General features: G+C 67.6%; 13 protein-coding genes. 3 read left to right on the top strand and 10 right to left on the bottom strand.

All coding sequences use genetic code 11. The annotated features are described in order from the left end of the window. The first annotated feature begins 54 nt into the window (after positions 1-54). Positions 55-1,473, top strand: coding sequence for a S8 family peptidase (locus SK803_RS22925; protein WP_319968107.1), 1,419 nt, complete (start codon positions 55-57; stop codon positions 1,471-1,473). Further along, positions 1,470-2,219 (top strand): PhzF family phenazine biosynthesis protein, encoded by a 750-nt coding sequence (locus SK803_RS22920; RefSeq protein ID WP_319968106.1) that lies wholly within the window; start codon positions 1,470-1,472, stop codon positions 2,217-2,219. The genes SK803_RS22925 and SK803_RS22920 overlap by 4 nt, the downstream gene beginning before the upstream one ends. Positions 2,220-2,226: 7 nt before the next feature. Here SK803_RS22920 and SK803_RS22915 read toward each other — a convergent pair whose 3' ends face one another. Genes SK803_RS22915 through SK803_RS22900 form a run of 4 tightly spaced genes read right to left on the bottom strand, consistent with a single transcriptional unit; the run spans position 2,227 to position 6,773 of the window. Next, on the bottom strand, positions 2,227-4,188 hold the full coding sequence (locus SK803_RS22915) for a TIGR03960 family B12-binding radical SAM protein (RefSeq protein WP_319968105.1): 1,962 nt from the start codon (positions 4,186-4,188) through the stop codon (positions 2,227-2,229). Between the two features lie 58 nt (positions 4,189-4,246). Beyond that, positions 4,247-5,089, bottom strand: coding sequence for an ABC transporter permease (locus SK803_RS22910; RefSeq protein ID WP_319968104.1), 843 nt, complete (start codon positions 5,087-5,089; stop codon positions 4,247-4,249). Continuing rightward, positions 5,086-5,859, bottom strand: a complete 774-nt coding sequence (locus tag SK803_RS22905; protein ID WP_319968103.1) for an ABC transporter permease — start codon at positions 5,857-5,859, stop codon at positions 5,086-5,088. Before SK803_RS22905 ends, SK803_RS22910 begins: the two co-directional genes overlap by 4 nt. Continuing rightward, a complete protein-coding gene (locus SK803_RS22900) occupies positions 5,859-6,773 on the bottom strand; it encodes an ABC transporter ATP-binding protein (RefSeq protein ID WP_319968102.1) in 915 nt (304 codons plus the stop codon). Before SK803_RS22900 ends, SK803_RS22905 begins: the two co-directional genes overlap by 1 nt. Before the next feature lie 55 nt (positions 6,774-6,828). Here SK803_RS22900 and SK803_RS22895 point away from each other — a divergent pair, with 55 nt between their 5' ends. Next, a complete protein-coding gene (locus SK803_RS22895; protein ID WP_319968101.1) occupies positions 6,829-7,422 on the top strand; it encodes a GNAT family N-acetyltransferase in 594 nt (197 codons plus the stop codon). Positions 7,423-7,666: 244 nt separating this feature from the next. Here the strand turns inward: SK803_RS22895 and ndk are convergent, their stop codons facing one another. The 6 genes from ndk to SK803_RS22865 all read right to left on the bottom strand — a co-directional run bounded on the left by ndk (position 7,667) and on the right by SK803_RS22865 (position 18,448). After that, positions 7,667-8,077 (bottom strand): nucleoside-diphosphate kinase, encoded by a 411-nt coding sequence (gene ndk, locus SK803_RS22890; protein ID WP_319968100.1) that lies wholly within the window; start codon positions 8,075-8,077, stop codon positions 7,667-7,669. Positions 8,078-8,160: 83 nt separating this feature from the next. Further along, complete coding sequence (locus tag SK803_RS22885) at positions 8,161-9,606, bottom strand: DHA2 family efflux MFS transporter permease subunit (protein ID WP_319968099.1); 1,446 nt, start codon at positions 9,604-9,606, stop codon at positions 8,161-8,163. A 40-nt stretch (positions 9,607-9,646) separates the two neighbouring features. Continuing rightward, complete coding sequence (locus SK803_RS22880; RefSeq protein ID WP_319968098.1) at positions 9,647-10,129, bottom strand: MarR family winged helix-turn-helix transcriptional regulator; 483 nt, start codon at positions 10,127-10,129, stop codon at positions 9,647-9,649. Between the two features lie 50 nt (positions 10,130-10,179). After that, the gene (gene pulA / locus SK803_RS22875; protein WP_319968097.1) at positions 10,180-15,579 is read right to left on the bottom strand and encodes a pullulanase-type alpha-1,6-glucosidase; all 5,400 of its coding nucleotides are present in this window, start codon (positions 15,577-15,579) and stop codon (positions 10,180-10,182) included. A gap of 94 nt (positions 15,580-15,673) precedes the next feature. Further along, positions 15,674-16,918, bottom strand: coding sequence for a hypothetical protein (locus SK803_RS22870; RefSeq protein WP_319968096.1), 1,245 nt, complete (start codon positions 16,916-16,918; stop codon positions 15,674-15,676). 21 nt (positions 16,919-16,939) lie between these two features. Beyond that, positions 16,940-18,448 carry an alkaline phosphatase D family protein gene (locus tag SK803_RS22865; RefSeq protein ID WP_319968095.1) on the bottom strand — a complete coding sequence of 503 codons (1,509 nt, stop codon included), beginning with the start codon at positions 18,446-18,448 and terminating at the stop codon, positions 16,940-16,942. Between the last annotated feature and the right edge of the window lie 78 nt (positions 18,449-18,526).

Genomic DNA, 18,526 nt, shown 5'->3' with positions numbered 1-18,526 from the left:
TGCGCGTGGCTACGGTCCGGCTGACTGGACGCCTTGCCAACCTGGAGGTCCCTGGTGCCTCTGCTCCACCGCGCACGGGCAGTGGCGATGAGCGCGCTGCTCGCGGCCGGGTGTTTGGCGGTGGCCATGCCCGCCGGTGCGGAGCCGCACGTCCAGACGTGCATCCAGCCGGGTCCGCTGTTGCGCTACCTCGTGGTGTTCTCGCAGCTCACGACCCCTGAAGTGGCGAACGCGGAGATCGCGGGGGCCTGTGGCACGGCGACCGTCTACTACCCCGAGATCGGGGTCGCGGTGGCCACGTCGCCGGACCCGTCGTTCCTCAAGCTGATCGGCCCGCAGCGCGCGTACAGCGCCCAGGCCGAGAGCCTCGCCAAGCAGGCGGTGAAGCGCAAGAAGGACGACACCGAACTGTTCCGCCCGTCCGGCGCCCGGTCCGGCGAGCAGTGGGACATGGATCTCATCAAGGCCCCGGCCGCGCACGAGATCAGCACGGGCTCGAAGTCCGTGGTCGTGGGCGTGCTGGACTCCGGCGTCGACGCCCGCCACCCCGACCTGGCAGGGGCGCTGGCACCCGAACTGTCCGCCGGCTGTTTGAGCGGCAAGCCCGACACGTCCCCCTCTGCGTGGATCCCGACGACCTCCGCGCACGGCACGCACGTCGCCGGCACCATCGCCGCCGCGGACGACGGCCGGGGCATCACGGGCGTAGCACCGGGCGTGCGCATCGCGTCCGTGAAGGTCGTCGACGACGACGGCTTCATCTACCCCGAGTACGCGGTGTGCGGCTTCATGTGGGCCGCCGCGCAGGGTATGACCATCACCAACAACAGCTACTTCATCGACCCGTACCTGTTCACGTGCCAGAGCGAGCCCGGTCAGCGCGTGATCTACGAGGCCGTGCGTCGTGCCGTCGACTACGCCACCTCTCGCAACGTGCTGACGGTCGCGGCCGCCGGCAACAACGCGGCGGACCTGTCCCGGCCGGGACGCGATTCGCTGTCGCCGACGAACGGCGACGCGCAAACCCGTCCGGTCGACTCGACCTGCGTGGTCCTGCCGGCGCAACTCAAGAACGTCGTCGGCGTGTCGTCCGTCGAGTCGACCAAGACCAAGGCCGGGTACAGCTCGTACGGGCTGGGTGCGATCGACGTGACGGCGCCCGGTGGTGACACCCGGACACCCACGGGTTGTGTGCTCTCCACCGTGCCGTCCGGCTACGACTACTCGTGTGGCACCTCGATGGCGACACCGCACGTGGCCGGTGTGGCAGCGTTGATCGCGTCGACGCACCCCGAGACGGACGCGGTGTCGCTGGGTCGCATGCTGAACGCCCAGGCAGAGACCCTCGCGTGCCCCGCCGACTACGACCTCAACGGAACCGGCGTGCAGGACGCGTTCTGCACGGGCTACTCCGAGTACAACTCCTTCTACGGCCACGGCCTCGTGGACGCGTTGGCCGCCGTCACCAAGTGATCGTCAACGCCTGCCTGCGCGACGGGCGCGGCGGGAGTCCGACCGCGGTTGTGCGGGACGGCGACTTCACCGACGCCGAACGCCAGACGGTGCCAGGGCGATGTGGAACCTCGCACGCCGTCTTCGTCGGACCGGGCAACGCGCTGAGGTTCTTCACCTCGGAGGGTGAATTGCCGGGCTGCGGACACGGCACCGTTGCGGCGCTGGCCGTTCTGGCCGCCGGTGGTGGCGAGGAGTTCACGCTTCGGGCCGGTGGCCGGACGTTCCGCGGCACGGCGAGGCGCGTTCCTGGTGGCGTGGAAGGCGTCTTCGATCCTGGTCCGGTGCAGGTCAGGGCCGCGACGACGGCCGAACGGGATGCCGTCGTGGCGGCGTTGGGCGCGGGCGGCATGTGCGTGGTCGCGACGCTCGGGCGGCCGCGGATGCTCGTCGAGCTGTCCGACGGACTTGCGGCTCTGACGCCGGATTTTCGCCGGTTGCGGGCGGCGACCGACGAGTTCGGCCTGCTGGGGTGCTACGTCTACAGCCCTGAGGCTGACGGAAGGTACGCGGCGCGGATGTTCGCACCGTCCATCGGCGTGCCCGAGGACATCGCGAACGCCAACAGCACGGCGTGTCTCGCGGCTCATCTGGCCGCGGACATCGCCGTCGACATGGGTGACTCGCTGGGCCGGCCCGCCACCATCACGGCCACGGCCTCAGGACCGGGCGTGCTGGTGGGCGGGCTGGCAACCGTTGTGGCCTGAGCAAGCCCTACGGCGTGAGCGCGGAGTTCTTCACCGGTGAACCGACGCCGACCGGCGAGATCGGCAGCAGCGTCCGACCGGTCGGACCCACCTCGATGTCCGTGCCCATCGCCGGGCAGACACCGCAGTCGAAGCACGGGGTCCAGCGGCAGTCGTCCTGCTCGCGCTCGTCCAGCGCGTCCTGCCAGTCGGCCCAGAGCCATTCCTTGTCGAGGCCGGAGTCGAGGTGGTCCCAGGGCAGGACCTCCAGCTCCTCACGCTCGCGGGTGGTGAACCAGGCGAGGTCGACACCGAGCGGCTCCAGCGCTTCCGCTGCCTTGGTGGTCCAGCGGTCGTAGGAGAAGTGCTCGCTCCAGCCGTCGAACCGGCCGCCGTCGCGCCACACGGCCTCGATGACCTTGCCGATACGGCGGTCACCTCGGCTGAGCAGGCCTTCGATGAGGCTCGGCTTGCCGTCGTGATAGCGCATGCCGATGTTGCGGCCGAGGCTGCGGTCCGAGTTCACGGCCTCGCGGAGCTTGCGCAACCGGTCGTCGACCGTGTCCGGGTCGCACTGCGCGGCCCACTGGAACGGCGTGTGCGGCTTGGGCACGAAACCGCCGATCGAGATGGTGCAGCGGACGTCGTTGCGTCCGCTCGCCTGCCGGCCCGCGCGGATGACGTTCTTCGCCATCTCCGCGATCTGCAGGACGTCCTCGTCCTCCTCGGTGGGCAGGCCGCACATGAAGTACAGCTTCACCTGCCGCCAGCCGTTGGAGAACGCGGCCGACACCGTCCGGATGAGGTCCTCTTCGGACACCATCTTGTTGATGACGCGCCGCATCCGCTCGCTGCCGCCCTCGGGCGCGAAGGTCAGGCCCGAGCGCCTTCCGTTGCGGGACAGCTCGTTCGCGAGGTCGATGTTGAACGCGTCGACGCGCGTGCTGGGCAGGCTCAAGCCCGTGTTCGTGCCCTCGTAGCGGTCCGCGAGACCCTTGGTGATCTCGGCGATCTCGCTGTGGTCGGCACTCGACAGCGACAGCAGGCCGACCTCTTCGAAGCCGGTCGCCTCCAGTCCCTTCTGGACCATGGCGCCGATGCCCTCGATGGACCGCTCGCGCACCGGCCGGGTGATCATGCCCGCCTGGCAGAACCGGCAGCCGCGCGTGCAGCCGCGGAAGATCTCGACGCTCATCCGCTCGTGCACGCTCTCGGCGAGAGGCACCAGCGGCTGCTTCGGGTACGGCCACGCGTCGAGGTCCATCGTGGTCCGCTTGAACACGCGGAACGGCACGCGGTCGCGGTTCGGCACAACGCGCTGGATGCGGCCGTCCGGCAGGTACTCGACGTCGTAGAAGCGCGGGATGTACACGCCACCGGTCTCGGCGAGCCTGGTCAGCACCTCGTCGCGGCCGCCAGGGCAGCCTTCGGCCTTCCAGGTCCTCACGATCTCGGTGATCTCGAGGACGGCCTCTTCACCGTCGCCGAGCACCGCCGCGTCCACGAAGTCCGCGATGGGCTCCGGGTTGAACGCCGCGTGCCCGCCGGCGACCACGATGGGGTGCTCTTCGGTGCGGTCCGCCGCGTGCAGCGGGATGCCCGCGAGGTCCAGCGCCGTGAGCATGTTCGTGTAGCCCAGCTCCGTGGCGAAGCTGATGCCGAACAGGTCGAACGCCTTGACCGGCCGGTGCCCGTCCACCGTGAACTGCGGAACCTCGTGCTCACGCATGAGCGCTTCGAGGTCCGGCCACACGGCGTACGTGCGCTCGGCGAGCACGTCAGGCAGCTCGTTGAGGATTTCGTAAAGGATCATGACACCCTGGTTGGGCAGCCCGACCTCGTACGCGTCGGGGTACATCAAAGCCCAGCGCACGGACGCCGCGTCCCAGTCCTTGACGGTCGCGTTGAGCTCCCCGCCGACGTACTGCACCGGCTTCGAGATCCGCGGCAGCAGTGGCTCCAACCTGGGGAAAACAGACTCGACACTCACACGACCAGAGTAACGGCCCTCACGGTGCCCGCCGAATCGCGTGCCAGAACCGGTGGGTTCAGTCCAGCAACAACTTGCCCAGTCGCCGCGCCGCCACCACCGTTCCGACGGCCGCCATCACCGCGAAGTAGGCGACGTGACCGAGCATGCCCCAGCCGACAACGCCCAGCGTGAGCCCGCGCATGAGCTCGATCGCGTGGTAGAGCGGCGTCCACGACACCACCGCCTGCAACCAGCCCGGGTAGACCGACAGCGGGTAGAACGTGGTCGAGAACAGGAACAGCGGCAGCACCGCCAGCTGCACGAGGTCGAAGTCCTGCCACGACCGCATGAACGTCGTCGCCGCCATGCCCACCGCGGCGAACGCGAACGCCACCAGCAACGCCGTCGGCAGCGCGAGCAACGCCCACGGCGAGACGATCAGCCCCATGCCGAGCATCACGCCGAGGAACCCCGCCGAGTACAGCCCGCCGCGCAACAACGCCCAGGCGATCTCGCCCATCGCGATGTCCATCGGCCCCATCGGCGTCGTGAGCATCGCGTCGTACAGCTTCACGTACTTGAACTTGAAGAACACGTTGAACGTCGCGTCGTACACCGCCCCGTTCATCGCGGACGCCGCCAGCAGCGCGGGCGCCACGAACGCCGCATAACTGATAGGCCGCCCGTCCGGCCCGGCCACCGCGCTCACCATCTGCCCGAACCCGAGCCCCAGCGACCACAGGAACAACACGGGCTCGAACGCCCCGCCGACGAGCACGAACCAGGCCCGCCGGTTCACCAGCGCGGCCCGTTCCACGAGCATGCTGGCCCGGCCGCCGTACAACCCGGGCGGAATCACGCGCCACAACAGCCCCACGCTGGCAGGCGCCGAATTCGTCCGATCAAGGGTCTGAGTCATACGGCCAGCCTTCGGTGGAAGAACTTCACGCCGAGCGCGATGCCGCCGGCCGTCAACGCGACGAGGTACGCGATGTGCCCCAACGCCGGTAAGAGGTCCATCGTCCCGAAGGCCGCACCTCTCGCGAGCTCGATGCCGTGCCACGCCGGCGTCAGCCACACCACCGGCAACAACCACGACGGCAACTGGCTGACCGGGAAGAACGCCCCGGTGAACAACGTCATCGGCATCAACACGAACCGAAAAATGGTCGTGAAACTGTCCGGCTTGTCCAACGTGGAGCTGTACGCGACCAACGGCGCGCTGAACGCCAGCCCGGCCAACGTCGCAAACGGAATGGCCAGCAGCATCCCCGGCCCCACCACCGCACCCAGCACCGCCGCGATGCCCACGAACACCGCCGCCCGTGCGAACAGCTGCGATCCGATCCACAACGTCTGTCCGTAAAGCACCTGCGCGGGGGTGATCGGCGTGGCCACCATCCCGATGTACGTCTTCTGCCACAGGAACGCCGACATGATCGCGTACGTCGACTCGAACGTGGCCCCTTGCAACGCCGTGACCACCACCAACGCCGGTGCGAGGTACTGCAGGTACGGCACGCCACCGATCAACGCGGTCGACTGCACCTGCGACCCGAACCCCAGCCCCAGCGCCACCAGGAACAACACCGGCGTCAAGAAACTCGACACCGCCGTGGCCCGCCAGTTGCGCCGGTACCACAACCAATGCTTCTCAAAGCCGAACCAGGAGGCCCTCAGCGTCTGCATCAGTCCACCAACGTCCGACCCGTGAGCCGGAGGAACACGTCCTCCAGCGAACTGCGCCGCACCAAACTCTGCACCGGCTGCACCCCTTGCTCGTGCACCAAGTTCAGCGTGTGCTCGCCATCCTGCGTGTAAAGCAACAGCCGATCCGGCAACACCTCGACCCGTTCGGCGAACCGCTCCAGATCCGGCTTCGCCGCCCCAGGCTGGAACCGCAACTCCAGCACTTCCCGCGTCGAGTACCGACTGATCAACTCACTGGGCGACCCCTCAGCCGCGATCCGCCCGCCGTCCATCACCACCAGCCGGTCGCACAGCTGCTCGGCCTCGTCCATGTAGTGGGTCGTGATGATCAGCGTGACGCCGTCCTGCTTCAACCGGAACAGCCTGTCCCACAACAGATGCCGAGCCTGCGGATCCAGCCCTGTAGTGGGTTCGTCCAACAGCAGCAACTCCGGATCGTTCACCAACGACCGGGCAATCGTCAGCCGCCGCTTCATCCCTCCGGACAACGGCTCGACCTCGTGGTCCGCCCGATCCGTGAGCTGCGCGAACTCCAGCAACTCGGCGGCCTTCTCGCGACACCGCTGCCGCGACATCCCGAAGTACCTTCCGTAAATCTGCAGGTTCTGCCGAACCGTCAACTCCGTGTCCAGGTTGTCCAGCTGCGGCACCACCCCGAGCCGCGCGCGAATCTTCGGCCCGTCCCGCTCCGGATCCATGCCGAGAACCTTGAGCTCCCCACCCGTCCGCCCGGACACGCACGAGATCATCCGCATGGTCGACGACTTCCCAGCCCCGTTGGGCCCCAGAAACCCGAACGCCTCCCCCTTGCGCACCTCGACATCGATGCCACGAACGGCCTCAAACGTCCCAAAATGCTTGGTCAGCGCCTTGGCCTCAACGAGGTTCTCCACCCGCCCGACGATAACGACCAGGTCTGACAATTCTCGACGCAATTACGATCGCCCCATGCCAGAGATCGAACTGCGATGGCTGTCCGAAGCCACCGACCAGCTGCGCACCGAGATCCACACCGTCGTCCACGACGTAGTGGCGGCAGGCGGCGCCGTCGGCTACCACGAGCCCCCGACGCTGGACCGCATCTCGTCCTGGCTCGACAACGTCCTCAAACAGGTCCGCGACAACAACGCGGCCTTCGCGGCGGTGTCCGTCGACAACGTGGTCCGAGCCGTCGGCCTGTGGCGACGCGGCGGAACCGCCGTCTTCCAGCACCGCGCGGAAATCCAGCAGATCATGGCCCATCCCTCAGCACGCGGCCTGGGACTGGGCCAGCGAGTGGTGCGGGGCTTGGTGAACAACGCCCGCGAGGCAGGCATCGAAATCTTGATGCTCGGCGTGCGCGGCAACAACCACGGCGCAATCGAACTCTACGAAGCCATCGGCTTCCGCGAATGCGGCCGCATGCCCAACGCCATCGCCGTGGGAACGGACCGCTGGGACGACGTGACGATGTACCTGCCACTCGGCTACCCGGAGGGCACAACCCTCAACGGCGCAAAGCCAGGCGGCCTGGGCTCAAGCCCCCGCCGGACAAGCAATTAGCGAGCGTTTCCGGCGGGGTGGTCCCGTCACGAGTCGTGCCACAGCACTGCTTGTGACGGGACCACCCACCCGAACCGCACCACCTACGCAACGCGCCGCCGCCCAAAGCAACTGGCGTGCCATCAACCCGCGTGTGGCGTGGGGCTGGTCTTTGATCAGATTGGCGGGGTCCGGGGCGGAGCCCCGAAATCCCTAGACAGGAACGACCGGTGCCAACCCGACCACCGCACAAGCCCGCGATCAATCAGAGGTTCGGGAACCAGATCTTGATCTCGCGCTCAGCCGACTCCGCCGAGTCCGACCCGTGCACCAGGTTGTACTGGACCTCAAGCCCGAAGTCCCCGCGAATCGTGCCCGGCGTCGCCTTCTCGACCGGGTCGGTCCCACCGGCCAGCTGACGGAACGCCGGAATCGCGCGAGTCCCCTCAACGACGATCGCGACCAGCGGCCCACCGGTGATGAAGTCCACCAGGTCGGCGTAGAACGACTTGCCATCGTGCTCCGCGTAGTGCTGCTCAGCAGTCGCGCGGTCAGCGGTGCGCAGCTCCAGAGCAGCGAGCTTGAGCCCCTTGCGCTCGATCCGGGCGATCACCTCGCCAACGAGACCACGCTCAACGCCATCGGGCTTAACCAGAACCAGGGTGCGCTCGGACACGACGGTGTGACTCCTCAAAACAGGTCAAACAGGTACGGGAAGTGGCGACAGAGTATCGAACGCCACAGCTGCCACAGTTCGCACTAGTGCACGAGCACCGGCTGAGCGTCGTCGCGAGCGACCGCGACCTGCCGCAGCACGAACACCGCCAGCCCCAACGCCACCGCGACAAGCACCGCGGAGATCCAGAACGCCAGGTGGAAGCCCGACGTCAACGCCTCCAACCGGCCTACACCAGACGCCACCAGCGACGACGTGTACGCGGTCGAGGTAGTGGCCAGCACAGCCAACCCCAGCGCCCCACCGACCTGCGCGGTCGTGTTGACCAGCCCGGACGCCAGCCCGGCCTCGTCGGGAGAAGCCCCGGACATCGCCAGCGTCATCAACGCCGGGAACGACAGGCCGAGGCCGATGCCCAGCGGCGCCACGGCGGGCAGGATGTGCGCGACGTACGAGCCGTCCACCGGCACCTGCGTGAACACCACCATGCCGACGAGCATGAACAGCAGGCCCACGATCAGCATGTTCCGCTCGCCGAACCGCGAGTTCAGCCGGGCCGACAGCGACACCGAGAACACCGCGATCGCGCCGGCGACGGGCATGAACGCCAGACCGATCTGCAACGGCGTGTACTGCAACACGAGTTGCATGTAGAGCGTGCCGAGGAAGAACAGTCCGAACATGCCGGCGACCATGGAGATCTGCACGAGGTTCGCGCCGGTCACGTTGCGGGAGCGGAACACCCGCAACGGCAGCAACGGCTTCGCGGCAGTCCGTTGCCGCCACACAAAACCAACCAGCAGCGCCACCGCAACAGCCCCGAGCCCCAACGTGTGCACGGAGCCGAAGCCGTAGTGCTCAGCCTTGACGATCGTGTACACACCGAGCATCACCGAGGCGACGATCAGCAGTGCCCCAAGCACATCCGCGCCTTCACGCAAGCCAAGACCAACCGAGTCGGGCACCAGGCGCACGGCCGCGATGGCCGCCACGATGCCGATCGGGATGTTCACGAAGAAGATCCAGTGCCACGACATGGCGTCGGTCAGCACGCCGCCGAGCAGCAGGCCGAGGGACGCGCCCGCCGCCGCGACGAAGCTGAACACGCCGATGGCGCGGCGCTGTTCGTCGGGCTTCGGGAACATCGTCACGACCATGCCGAGCGTGACGGACGTGGCCAGGGCACCGCCGGCGCCCTGGACGAAGCGAGAGACGATCAGCATCTCGGAGCTGAACGACACCCCGCACAGCAGCGAGGCGACGGTGAAGACGCCGAGGCCGATCAGGAACACCTTCTTGTGCCCGATCAGGTCGCCGAGGCGTCCGGCGAGCAGCAGCAGACCGCCGTAGGCGATCAGGTACGCGTTCACGACCCAGGCCAACCCGGCCTGGCCGAACTTGAGGTCTTCTTCGATCGCGGGCAGCGCGACGTTCACGATCGTCTGGTCCAGCACGATCATCAACATCCCTGCGCACAGCACGATCAGCGCGAGCCAGCGCGAATCCGTCTTCGGTCCCCCTGAGTCCATAAGAGGAACCGTAGCAGATGGTTTTGTACGGGACTATCTTTTATCCAACGGCATGACGCAGAGCACGCTTGCGCGGCGGCTTCTCGCACGGCATGGGCGTGCTCAGCCGGCCTTCCATCAGCCTCGTCAGGCCATTGACCAGGCCATCTCGCTCGTCGTCCGGCAGTGACCCCAGGACGCTCTCGTAGACATCGACCACGACCTGATCGCCCTTCGCGACCATCTCGCGACCCAGTTCGGTCACGACGACAACGCGCGCACGACGATCCACGGCAGACGGCTTGCGCTCGGCGTAACCAGCGGCTTCGAGCGCGTCCAGCGTCACGACCATCGTGGTCTTGTCGATGCTGGCCATCTCGGCGATCTCGGACTGCGTGCGGTCCGCGTCCAAGGCGCTGGACAGCACGCAGCGGGCTCGCGGAGTCAGTCCGATCTCCGCGAGCCTCGCCGTCAGCTCGGTCTCCAGCGCGTGTCCCGTCAGATGCAGCAGCATCATCAGGTCAGTACACCTCGTCGTGCCCATGAGCACTACGGTACCAAACTAATCTTGAACAAAACTATTTCTCTACGGAACTATCGCTCCAGCACGACGACCGAACGCGCGGCTCCTGCCTTCTTCTCCCTGGTCAGCGGCTTCCAGTCACCGGCGGGCAGCGCGACCGCCTGGTCCGTCGGGTACGGGTTGATCACCACGACCAGGCCGCGCCGGGCCGGGTCCACGTCCAGCCCGACCGTGTCGTCGACGTGCATGACGATCACTCCGGACGCCGCGGCCGGGAACGACACCTTCTGCTGCACCAGGTCCGCGTTGCCGAGGGAGAACAGCGGCGACGACTGGCGGATCCGCAGCAGCTCCAGGGTCGCGTCCAGCGCGGCCTTCATGTCCGCGGACGAGGGCTTCGCCATGCCCAGCAACGGCTTCGCGTACGGCCATTTCGACTCGTTGTCGGCCTTGGGCGGCAACCCGCGACCGAATCCGTTGTCGCGCAACGACGGGTCGTAGGCGTTGAACCAGTCACCCGAGTCGTAACTGTTGCGGTCCAACGACTTCGATCGCAGGAACTCGGTGCCCGCGTGCACGAACGGCCGCCCCTGCCCGAGCAACGCCGGTGCCAGCGCCACGGTCTGCATCTTCACGCGATCCGCGGCGGACGTCTCAGGCTTCAGCTTGTAGGTCAACGCATCGAACAACGTCTCGTTGTCGTGCGCGTCGACGTACGTGATCGCCTCCAACGGCTGACCGGTGTACCCGGCGGCAGAGCCGTTGTACTTCACGTCCCGTCCGGAAACCACCGGCCCGGCCGTCGAGCGGAACTGGTACGAGGCCATGTTGCCCGCCATGCCCAGCTTCACCAGGTCGCTGTAGTTCTCCAGCCGCGCGGCCACGTCACCGTTCGCGGGCGAGGAGTTCACGTCACCGGCCAGACCAGAGCCGATGCCCTGCACGCGCGGGTCGTCGTCGAACGGCCCGCCGCCACGAACGGCATCGCGCAACCTGTCGCTGAACGTGCCGACACCCGTGCCGGCCATGTTCGCCTGCGTCGCCTGCTCGAACCGGGCGTTGCCGGCGACCTCGCCGAAGTCCCAGCCCTCGCCGTAGACGCCGATCTTGCGCCCGTCCACGCCGTCCTTCTCCACGGTCAGCGCGTCCAGAGCCGCCCGCACCGCGAGGATGTTCGCCTTCGGGTGGTGGCCCATCAGGTCGAACCGGAACCCGTCGATCTTGTAGTTGCGCGCCCAGCGCACCACGGAGTCCACGACGAGCTTGCCCATCATGGCGTTCTCGGTCGCGGTGTTCGCGCAGCAGGTGGAGTTCGCGACCGAGCCGTCGAGGTTGAGCCGCTGGTAGTAGCCGGGTACGACCTTGTCGAGCACGGACGTCGGTGCGTCACCGAACGCCGCCGTGTGGTTGTAGACGACATCCACCACCACGCGGTTGCCGTTGTCGTGCAACGACTTCACCATCTCGCGGTACTGCTTCGAGCGCGCCACACCGTTCTGCGCGTCCGCCGTGGCGTACGAGCCCTCGGGCACGTCGTAGTGGAACGGGTCGTAACCCCAGTTGAAGCCATCACGACCGGCCACCGCACCGACACAAGCCTGCTGCTGGTCCGAGTCCGCCGGCAGCGACGCCAGGTCACACGCGGGCGTGGCCTGGTCAGAGCGCTTCTCCGGGATCGTCGCGATGTCGAACGTCGGCAGCAGGTGCACGGTGTCCATGCCCGCGGCGGCCAACGTCTTGAGGTGCTTCATGCCCGTCGAATCCCGGTGCGTGAACGCCTTGTAGGTGCCGCGATCAGCAGCAGGCACCGACTGGTCGTTGATCGAGAAGTCGCGCACGTGCAGTTCGGTGATCGCGCTGCCCATCCCGCGAGCGACGTCCTTCGACCACCCCGCGGGCATGGACTTGCCGTCCTTGAGGTCAGCGAACTGCGAGTGCGTCGAGTTCACCGAAAGCGCGACGGAGTACGGGTCTGTGACCACGACCGTGCGCTGCCAGTTGGTGATCTCGAACTGGTAGTACTTGTTCTTCCAGTTGCCCGCGCCGGACCACGAGCCCGAGGCGTCGTCGCGCTTGAGCTGCACGATCTTCTTCGGCTCACCCGAAGGTTCGTCGAACAGCCGCAGCTTCACGTTCTGAGCGGTCGGCGCCCACAGCCTGATCGACGCACGGTCGTGGTCGAACGTCGGCCCGAACGTCAGTTTCGTTGCCGCAGCGGCAAAACGGTCGTCGAGCACTCCTGCGATCTGCACGCTCGTGCGGTGCCGGATCGCGCCGCCCGCGTCGACGTGCACGGCGGAAAGCTTGTCCCGCAACGCTTCGTCGACGAACCCGCGCACGGCGAACACCGGCTTGCCCTTGAGGTGCGGGAACTGCGCCGGCACCTCCTCGGTCGTGGGAGACAAGCGCAGCACACGTGAGCCGTATTCGAGCCGGTAGCCGTCGGACTGCACCGAAGGCACGTCCCAGACGACCTTGTCCTTCGCGATCCAGATCGCCTTGGCCTTGGTCAGGTCGTCATCAGCGGCCGGGCCGACACTGGTCGGCAGCAGGTAGGTCTCGTTGCCCTGCAGCTGCCACACCTCGTTCCCCTTCTGGCCCAGGTCGAGGAACTGGTCGGGCCCGGGATCCTTGGCGTCACCGCGGTGGATGATGTAGCTCAGGCCCGCCGCACCGGCGGCCAGCGGCACCGACCAGTAGACGCCGTACGCGTCCCTGCCGTCCGGCACGCGCGACTGGTTCCAGCCCGGTGAGGGCTCCGCGGACCCGGTCCAGTGGTACATCGTCCAGTCCGTGTAGTCACCGTCCGCACGGTTGTAGTGGATCACCGCACGGTTCTCGGCCGCGGCTTTCGTAGCGTGCACCTTCCCGCCTGCGACCCACGAGTGGCCACTCGTGAACTTGCCCGTCGCTTCCACGGTCGTGCCGCGCACAACGGAGAAGTCCGTGGTGGGCGGGAGTTCTGCAACGCCGTTGGTGAACGGCACGTCAGCACGTCCGGCAACACGCACGACGGCTCCGGTGGCGTCGCCGACGTAGTGCACGACGGCCTTGCCGGTGGCGGCCTGCTCGGACGGGTGCACAGCGACGTCACCCTGCTTCAGCCACACCTCGGGCGTCACGCTCGGGTCGACGAACCGGTCGATCGACGTGTCCTTCTCGTCGCCCTTGTGCGCGATGAGCCCGACCGACTTGGCGCCCGGCTTCAGCTTGATCCACGCGAAGCGCCCGTAGGTGTCCTCGCCCGCGAACGGCAGCGGCGCGTTCCACTCGGTCGGCGTCTCGACGTCGCCCCAGGCGTGCAGGCCCCAGCCGTCGTAGTTGTCGCGTGCGTAGTGCACGACCAGCCAGTCCGGGTTCTTGGTGCCCGGATCCGGGATCGGCGGGGCGGCCACCAGCGACACGAACGCGCCGTCCGCACCGATCTCGCCGGACTTCGCCACCACCCGCAGCTCGACGCGCTTGCCCACCGCGGCGCCAGGAAGTGCCGACAGGTCAGCGAAGACCCGGTACGGCGCAGCGTCGTCGGTGCCGAGCACGGTCCAGTCGCGCGTGCCCTCGACCCGTGCGGCGAACGTGGCCGCCGCGTTGGGTGCGCCGATGCCCTCCGCGCGAAGTTCGACCCACTTGTCCAGCACGGTTCCCGCAGCCGGGGCGACCAGAACGGGCGACGGCTTCGACTTCACGACGTCGCTGGTTCCCTTGAGCACCACCGTCGACAGCGCGGGCACGGTCACCGTGACACGGCCGTTCTGCACCTGCGCGTTCTCGAAAGCCGAGGAAGACACCGGCACGGTCACGGTCGCAGGCGAGGTGCCGGCGTTGGCGACGACGAGGTGCTCGCGGCCGAGGATGCGGCTGAAGGCGAACACATCGGCGTCGGCATACCTGAGCACCTGGTTGCCGTCACGCCACACCGGGTCGCGGTCCACCTGGGCGGCGAGTGCCTTGAGCTGCTGGTAGAGCGGGTGCGAGGTGGTGAAGTTGTCCTGGGCGCCGGTGCGGTCGGAGCCGATCAGCTTCTCCGCCATGTACTCCGGCGTTTTCGAGGCGAACATGTCCTGGCGCGCCAGCTTGTCGCCGCCGGTGCCCGCGAAACCCTGCTCGTCGCCGTAGTAGACGACGGGGTTGCCGCGCCACAGGTACATCAGGGTGTTGCCGAGCTTGAGCCGCTCCAGCAGCTCCGCGTCCGAGATGCCCGGCCGGTCGTTGCGGATCATCCACGCGATCCGGCCCATGTCGTGGTTGCCGAGGAACGTGGGCAGTGACGACGCGTTGGAGTCGGCGTCGGTGTAGCGGTCGTCGTCCAGCAGCACCTCGCCGAGGCGCTGGGAACCCTTGCCGGACAAGAAGCTCACGGCGCTGCTCTGGAACGGGAAGTCCAGCGTGGCCTGCATCTTGCCGGTCGTCGTGTACTTCGAGGTGTTCTCCGGCGAGGAGTCGAAGACCTCGCCGAACACGAAGAAGTCCTTCTTGCCCTTGCGGTTCGCGTACTGCTTCACGTGCGGCGCCAGCGCCTGCCAGAACTCGAGGTTGACGTGCTTGACGGTGTCGACCCGGTAGCCGTCGATGTCGAGCGTGTCGATCCAGCTGGTGAAAATGTCCTTCATGCCGTTGACCACGCGCGGGTGTTCGGTCATCAGGTCATCGAGGCCGGAGAAGTCGCCCTGCTCGCTCGACTCGCCGGAGAACGTCGAGTCGCCGCGGTTGTGGTACAGCGTGGAGTCGTTGAGCCACAACGGGAACTTCGTCGGCCCGTCCTTCACCGGGGTGTACGGGAAGGACTTCTGCGCATCCAGCTTCGGGAAGTCCTTGCGGCCCGCGTAGTCCGCGATGTCGAACGGCTTGCCGTCGGCGTCCAGGTACGGCTGCGCGCCCGTGCTGACGTACTGGGTCTTGTTCTCCGCGTACTTGATCACGTCGGCGGTGTGGTTCGCGACGATGTCGAAGAAGACCTTGATGCCACGGCGGTGCGCGTCGCGGATCAGCTCGCGCATCTCCTGCGTGGTGCCGAAGTGCGGGTCCAGCTTGGTGAAGTCGAGCGTCCAGTAGCCGTGGTAGCCGGCTGAATCGCCCTGCACCCAGCGGTTGAGGAACATCGGCGTCATCCAGATCGCCGTGATGCCCATGCCGTCGAGGTAGTCGAGCTTCCGGTGCAGGCCCTTGAGGTCTCCACCGTGGTAGAAGCCCTTGTCAGCGGGGTTGAACCCGTTCTCGGCGGCGTTCGAGCGACCTCGGTCGTTGCCCTGGTCGCCGTTCGCGAACCGGTCGGGCATCACGAAGTAGAAGCGCTCGCCCCGCAGGTCGTCGCGCTTGGGCGGCAACGCGAGTCTCGCGTCCCCGTCGCGCACACCGGGCGCTATGTCCACCACCTCCCCCACGGCCAGTCGTTGCGGTGGTGCGGCAACGGCCTGGACGGGTGTGAGGGGAAGCAAAACCAGTGCAGCGAGCGCGGCGACGACCCGACGCATCGCGACCTCCTTGTCGCAAACTCTTGCAGGGTTGCTGCACGAAACCACGACAAACAGCGGGAAACAATACGTCGGGGCTTGCAAATATTTGCGATCAGCCCGCCGGGCGCTTGTAGGTGATCGCTAGACGGAGCGGGTGCGAGCGCCACTCGTTGACCGCCATTCCGGCGATCACGCCGATGCCCTCGACGGACTCCGGCGTCGCCGGTGCGCTACGGCTCGGCGACCCCGCCAGCGGACCCTCCACGGGTGGAGGCGAGAACTGGGCGATGACGACCTGCTGTCCTTCGCGCTGTTGCACGGCCAGCAGGACGTGCGGATCCGCCTGCTCGCCCTGGCTCTGGACGGGTTCGAGGGAGAGGTACTCCCCTCGCTCCGCAGCCTCGCCGCACATCCGCCCGGCCCACCGGAACGCGTTCATGACGTCGTCGTCGGAGAGCTCGGCGTCCGCTTCCGGCAGCGTGACCTGGACCAGGTGCGTGCCGTGGGCGGTCATGTTGCCGTCGGTGGTGAAGCGGTCGGGGATCATCGCTTCGCCGGTGTTGACGTCGATGAGGAGCATGTCGCGGAACCGGGTGTCGGTGAGCGGCGACCGGCCCATGAGACCGCGGCCGAGCATGTCCTTCAGCTTCGGATCGGTCGTCCGCCAGTACGTCGTCTGGTCACCGATCTGCAGGCCGACGAAGTCCTTGACCGGCAGGCTCGGCAGCGCTGTGACGAGGGTCTGGCCGGGTGCGACCGGAGGTGGTGGCGCCTGCACCTGGAACGGCGGCAGCGACGCGAACGGTGGGTCCACCCGTGCCGTGCGGACGACGTGGTGCGCCCACGCCCGCACTCGGGACAACGGGTGGTCGGGGAACCTCGCGTCGTAGCGGGGATCGTCGCCCGCGTGGAACGGCAGCACGCCCTGCAGCTCCGGCGCGTAGGGGTGCGGTTTGACCCACTGCTCGAACCCGATCTCGGACGCCAGCACGGCCTCACGCGCGCCCGTCATGCCGCGCTCCAACGCCCCGAGTTGCAGGACAGCGCTGCAGTTCGCCTTGGGGATGGTGAAGGAGCAGAGGAATACCTGCCCGTTCGGCTGGTTCGGCAACGGCATCTTGACGATCCGCAGCAGCGCGGGCACCCCGGCGAGCTGGACGACGTGCGCCTCGATCAGGCAGCCGGTCTCGCCGTGGATCAGGGCGAGGTCGTGCCTGAGCTTGGGCAGGTCGTCCAGCCCGGCGGGCAGGTCTGGCACCAGGTTGTAGTAGGCCAGATCGGCCTGGTCACCGTTGGGATGCTGCCAGGTGTTCTGGTCGAGCTGACGGAAGCCGGTGGTGTCGAACGAGATGGGCACGCACCGACACTACGGCGATCGTCAGACGGCCTTGAGCGTTTTGGACCAGAGTGAGGCGCCTGTCGCGTCGCGCAGCCAGACCGTGAGCTCGTCGCGGTCCGCCTTGACCTCGCCGAAGTGCTGGAATCCGTCCAGCGGCGTGGTGTTGGCGGCGGGCGGGGCGTGCACGAACACGGCCTGCGGGCCGAACGTCGGGTCGAGCGTGTTCGGGCCGAACGCGCCGGAGTGCAGCGGGCCGGACACGAACTCCCAGAACGGGTCGAAGTCGCCCACGGCCGCGCGGTCGGGCGAGTAGTGGTGCGCCGCGGTGTAGTGGACGTCCGCGGTGAGCCACACGGTGTTCTTGACGCGGCGCTTCTTGAGCTCCCGCAACACCCAGGCGATCTCGTGCTCACGGCCGTTGGGCGCACCCGGCAGGCCGTTCGCGACGCCCTCGATGTCGGCACCGTCCGGGACCGTGAGACCGATCGGCAGATCCGCCGCGATGATCTTCCACGTGGCGGTGCTGCGGGCCAGTTCGCGGACGAGCCACTGCGCCTGCTTCGCGCCGAGGATCACGCCGGGCTGGTCCTTGGGCGAGGTGTTCTTGTCCTTGTAGGTGCGCATGTCGAGCACGAAGATCTCGACGTTGCGGCCGTAGGAGAACTTCCGGTAGACGCGGCCGTCGACGGCGGCTTTCTGATCGATCGGCATCCACTCGTGGAACGCCTGGAAAGCGCGCTGTGCCAACACGTCGACGCGCTTCTCGGTGTACTGCGGGAGTTCCAGGATCTCGCCGGGATACCAGTTGTTGGTGACCTCGTGGTCGTCCCACTGCGCGAAGATCGGGACCTGGGCGGCGAACCGCTTGAGGTTCTCGTCGAGCAGGTTGTAGGCGAACTGGCCGCGGTACTCGTCGAGCGTCTCGGCGACCTTGGTCTTCTCCGGCGTGACGAGGTTGCGCCAGATCCGGCCGTCCGGCAGCGTGACGGTGTCCTTGAGCGGGTTGTCGGAGTAGACGCTGTCGCCGCTGTGGATGAAGAAGTCGGGCCTGCGGTCGGCCATCGCCTTGAAGATCGGCATGCCGCCGATGTCCGGGTTGATGCCCCAGCCCTGGCCCGCGACGTCACCGGACCACACGAACCGCACCTCGTCGCGGCCGAGCGGGGCGGTGGTGAAGCTGCCGGTGACCGGTTCGCTGCAGGTACGGCCGTGCAGGTCCTCGGCCGTGACGCGGTAGTACGCGGGACGGCCTGGCAGCAGGTGGCCGACCCTGACCTGCCCGGTGCCGCCGGTCTCCGGGGTGAGCAACGGACCGCGAACGCGGCGGGAGAAGCGGAACTTCGGGTCGTTGGACACCTCGACGAGCATCCGGGACGGACGGTCGGCGCGGGTCCAGACGATGCCGCCGTCCCAGGTGACGTCGCCGGACTGGACGCCGTGCGTGAGGGTCGGGCGGTCGGTCCTGGCGAGGCCGATGCCGGAGGGCACCAGCGCCGCGGCCGTGCCGAGTGCGCCAGCCTTGAACAACGTGCGACGGTCGAAGGTCATGCGCGGTTTCTAGTCGCCGGTTCTGACCAGCCGTAGAACCCGAAGTGAACTTCACCGGGCGGTCGCGACCGCGACGCC

Source organism: Lentzea miocenica (genome assembly GCF_033949945.1).
Classification (GTDB): domain Bacteria; phylum Actinomycetota; class Actinomycetes; order Mycobacteriales; family Pseudonocardiaceae; genus Lentzea; species Lentzea miocenica.
This window is presented reverse-complemented; position numbering and strand designations above follow the sequence as displayed.

Coding starts and splice junctions, on each gene's coding strand:
- SK803_RS22910 (WP_319968104.1), bottom strand. CDS start 5,089: ATGACTCAGACCCTTGATCGGACGAATTCGGCGCCTGCCAGCGTGGGG.
- SK803_RS22905 (WP_319968103.1), bottom strand. CDS start 5,859: ATGCAGACGCTGAGGGCCTCCTGGTTCGGCTTTGAGAAGCATTGGTTG.
- SK803_RS22895 (WP_319968101.1), top strand. CDS start 6,829: ATGCCAGAGATCGAACTGCGATGGCTGTCCGAAGCCACCGACCAGCTG.
- SK803_RS22885 (WP_319968099.1), bottom strand. CDS start 9,606: ATGGACTCAGGGGGACCGAAGACGGATTCGCGCTGGCTCGCGCTGATC.
- SK803_RS22880 (WP_319968098.1), bottom strand. CDS start 10,129: ATGGGCACGACGAGGTGTACTGACCTGATGATGCTGCTGCATCTGACG.
- pulA (WP_319968097.1), bottom strand. CDS start 15,579: ATGCGTCGGGTCGTCGCCGCGCTCGCTGCACTGGTTTTGCTTCCCCTC.
- SK803_RS22865 (WP_319968095.1), bottom strand. CDS start 18,448: ATGACCTTCGACCGTCGCACGTTGTTCAAGGCTGGCGCACTCGGCACG.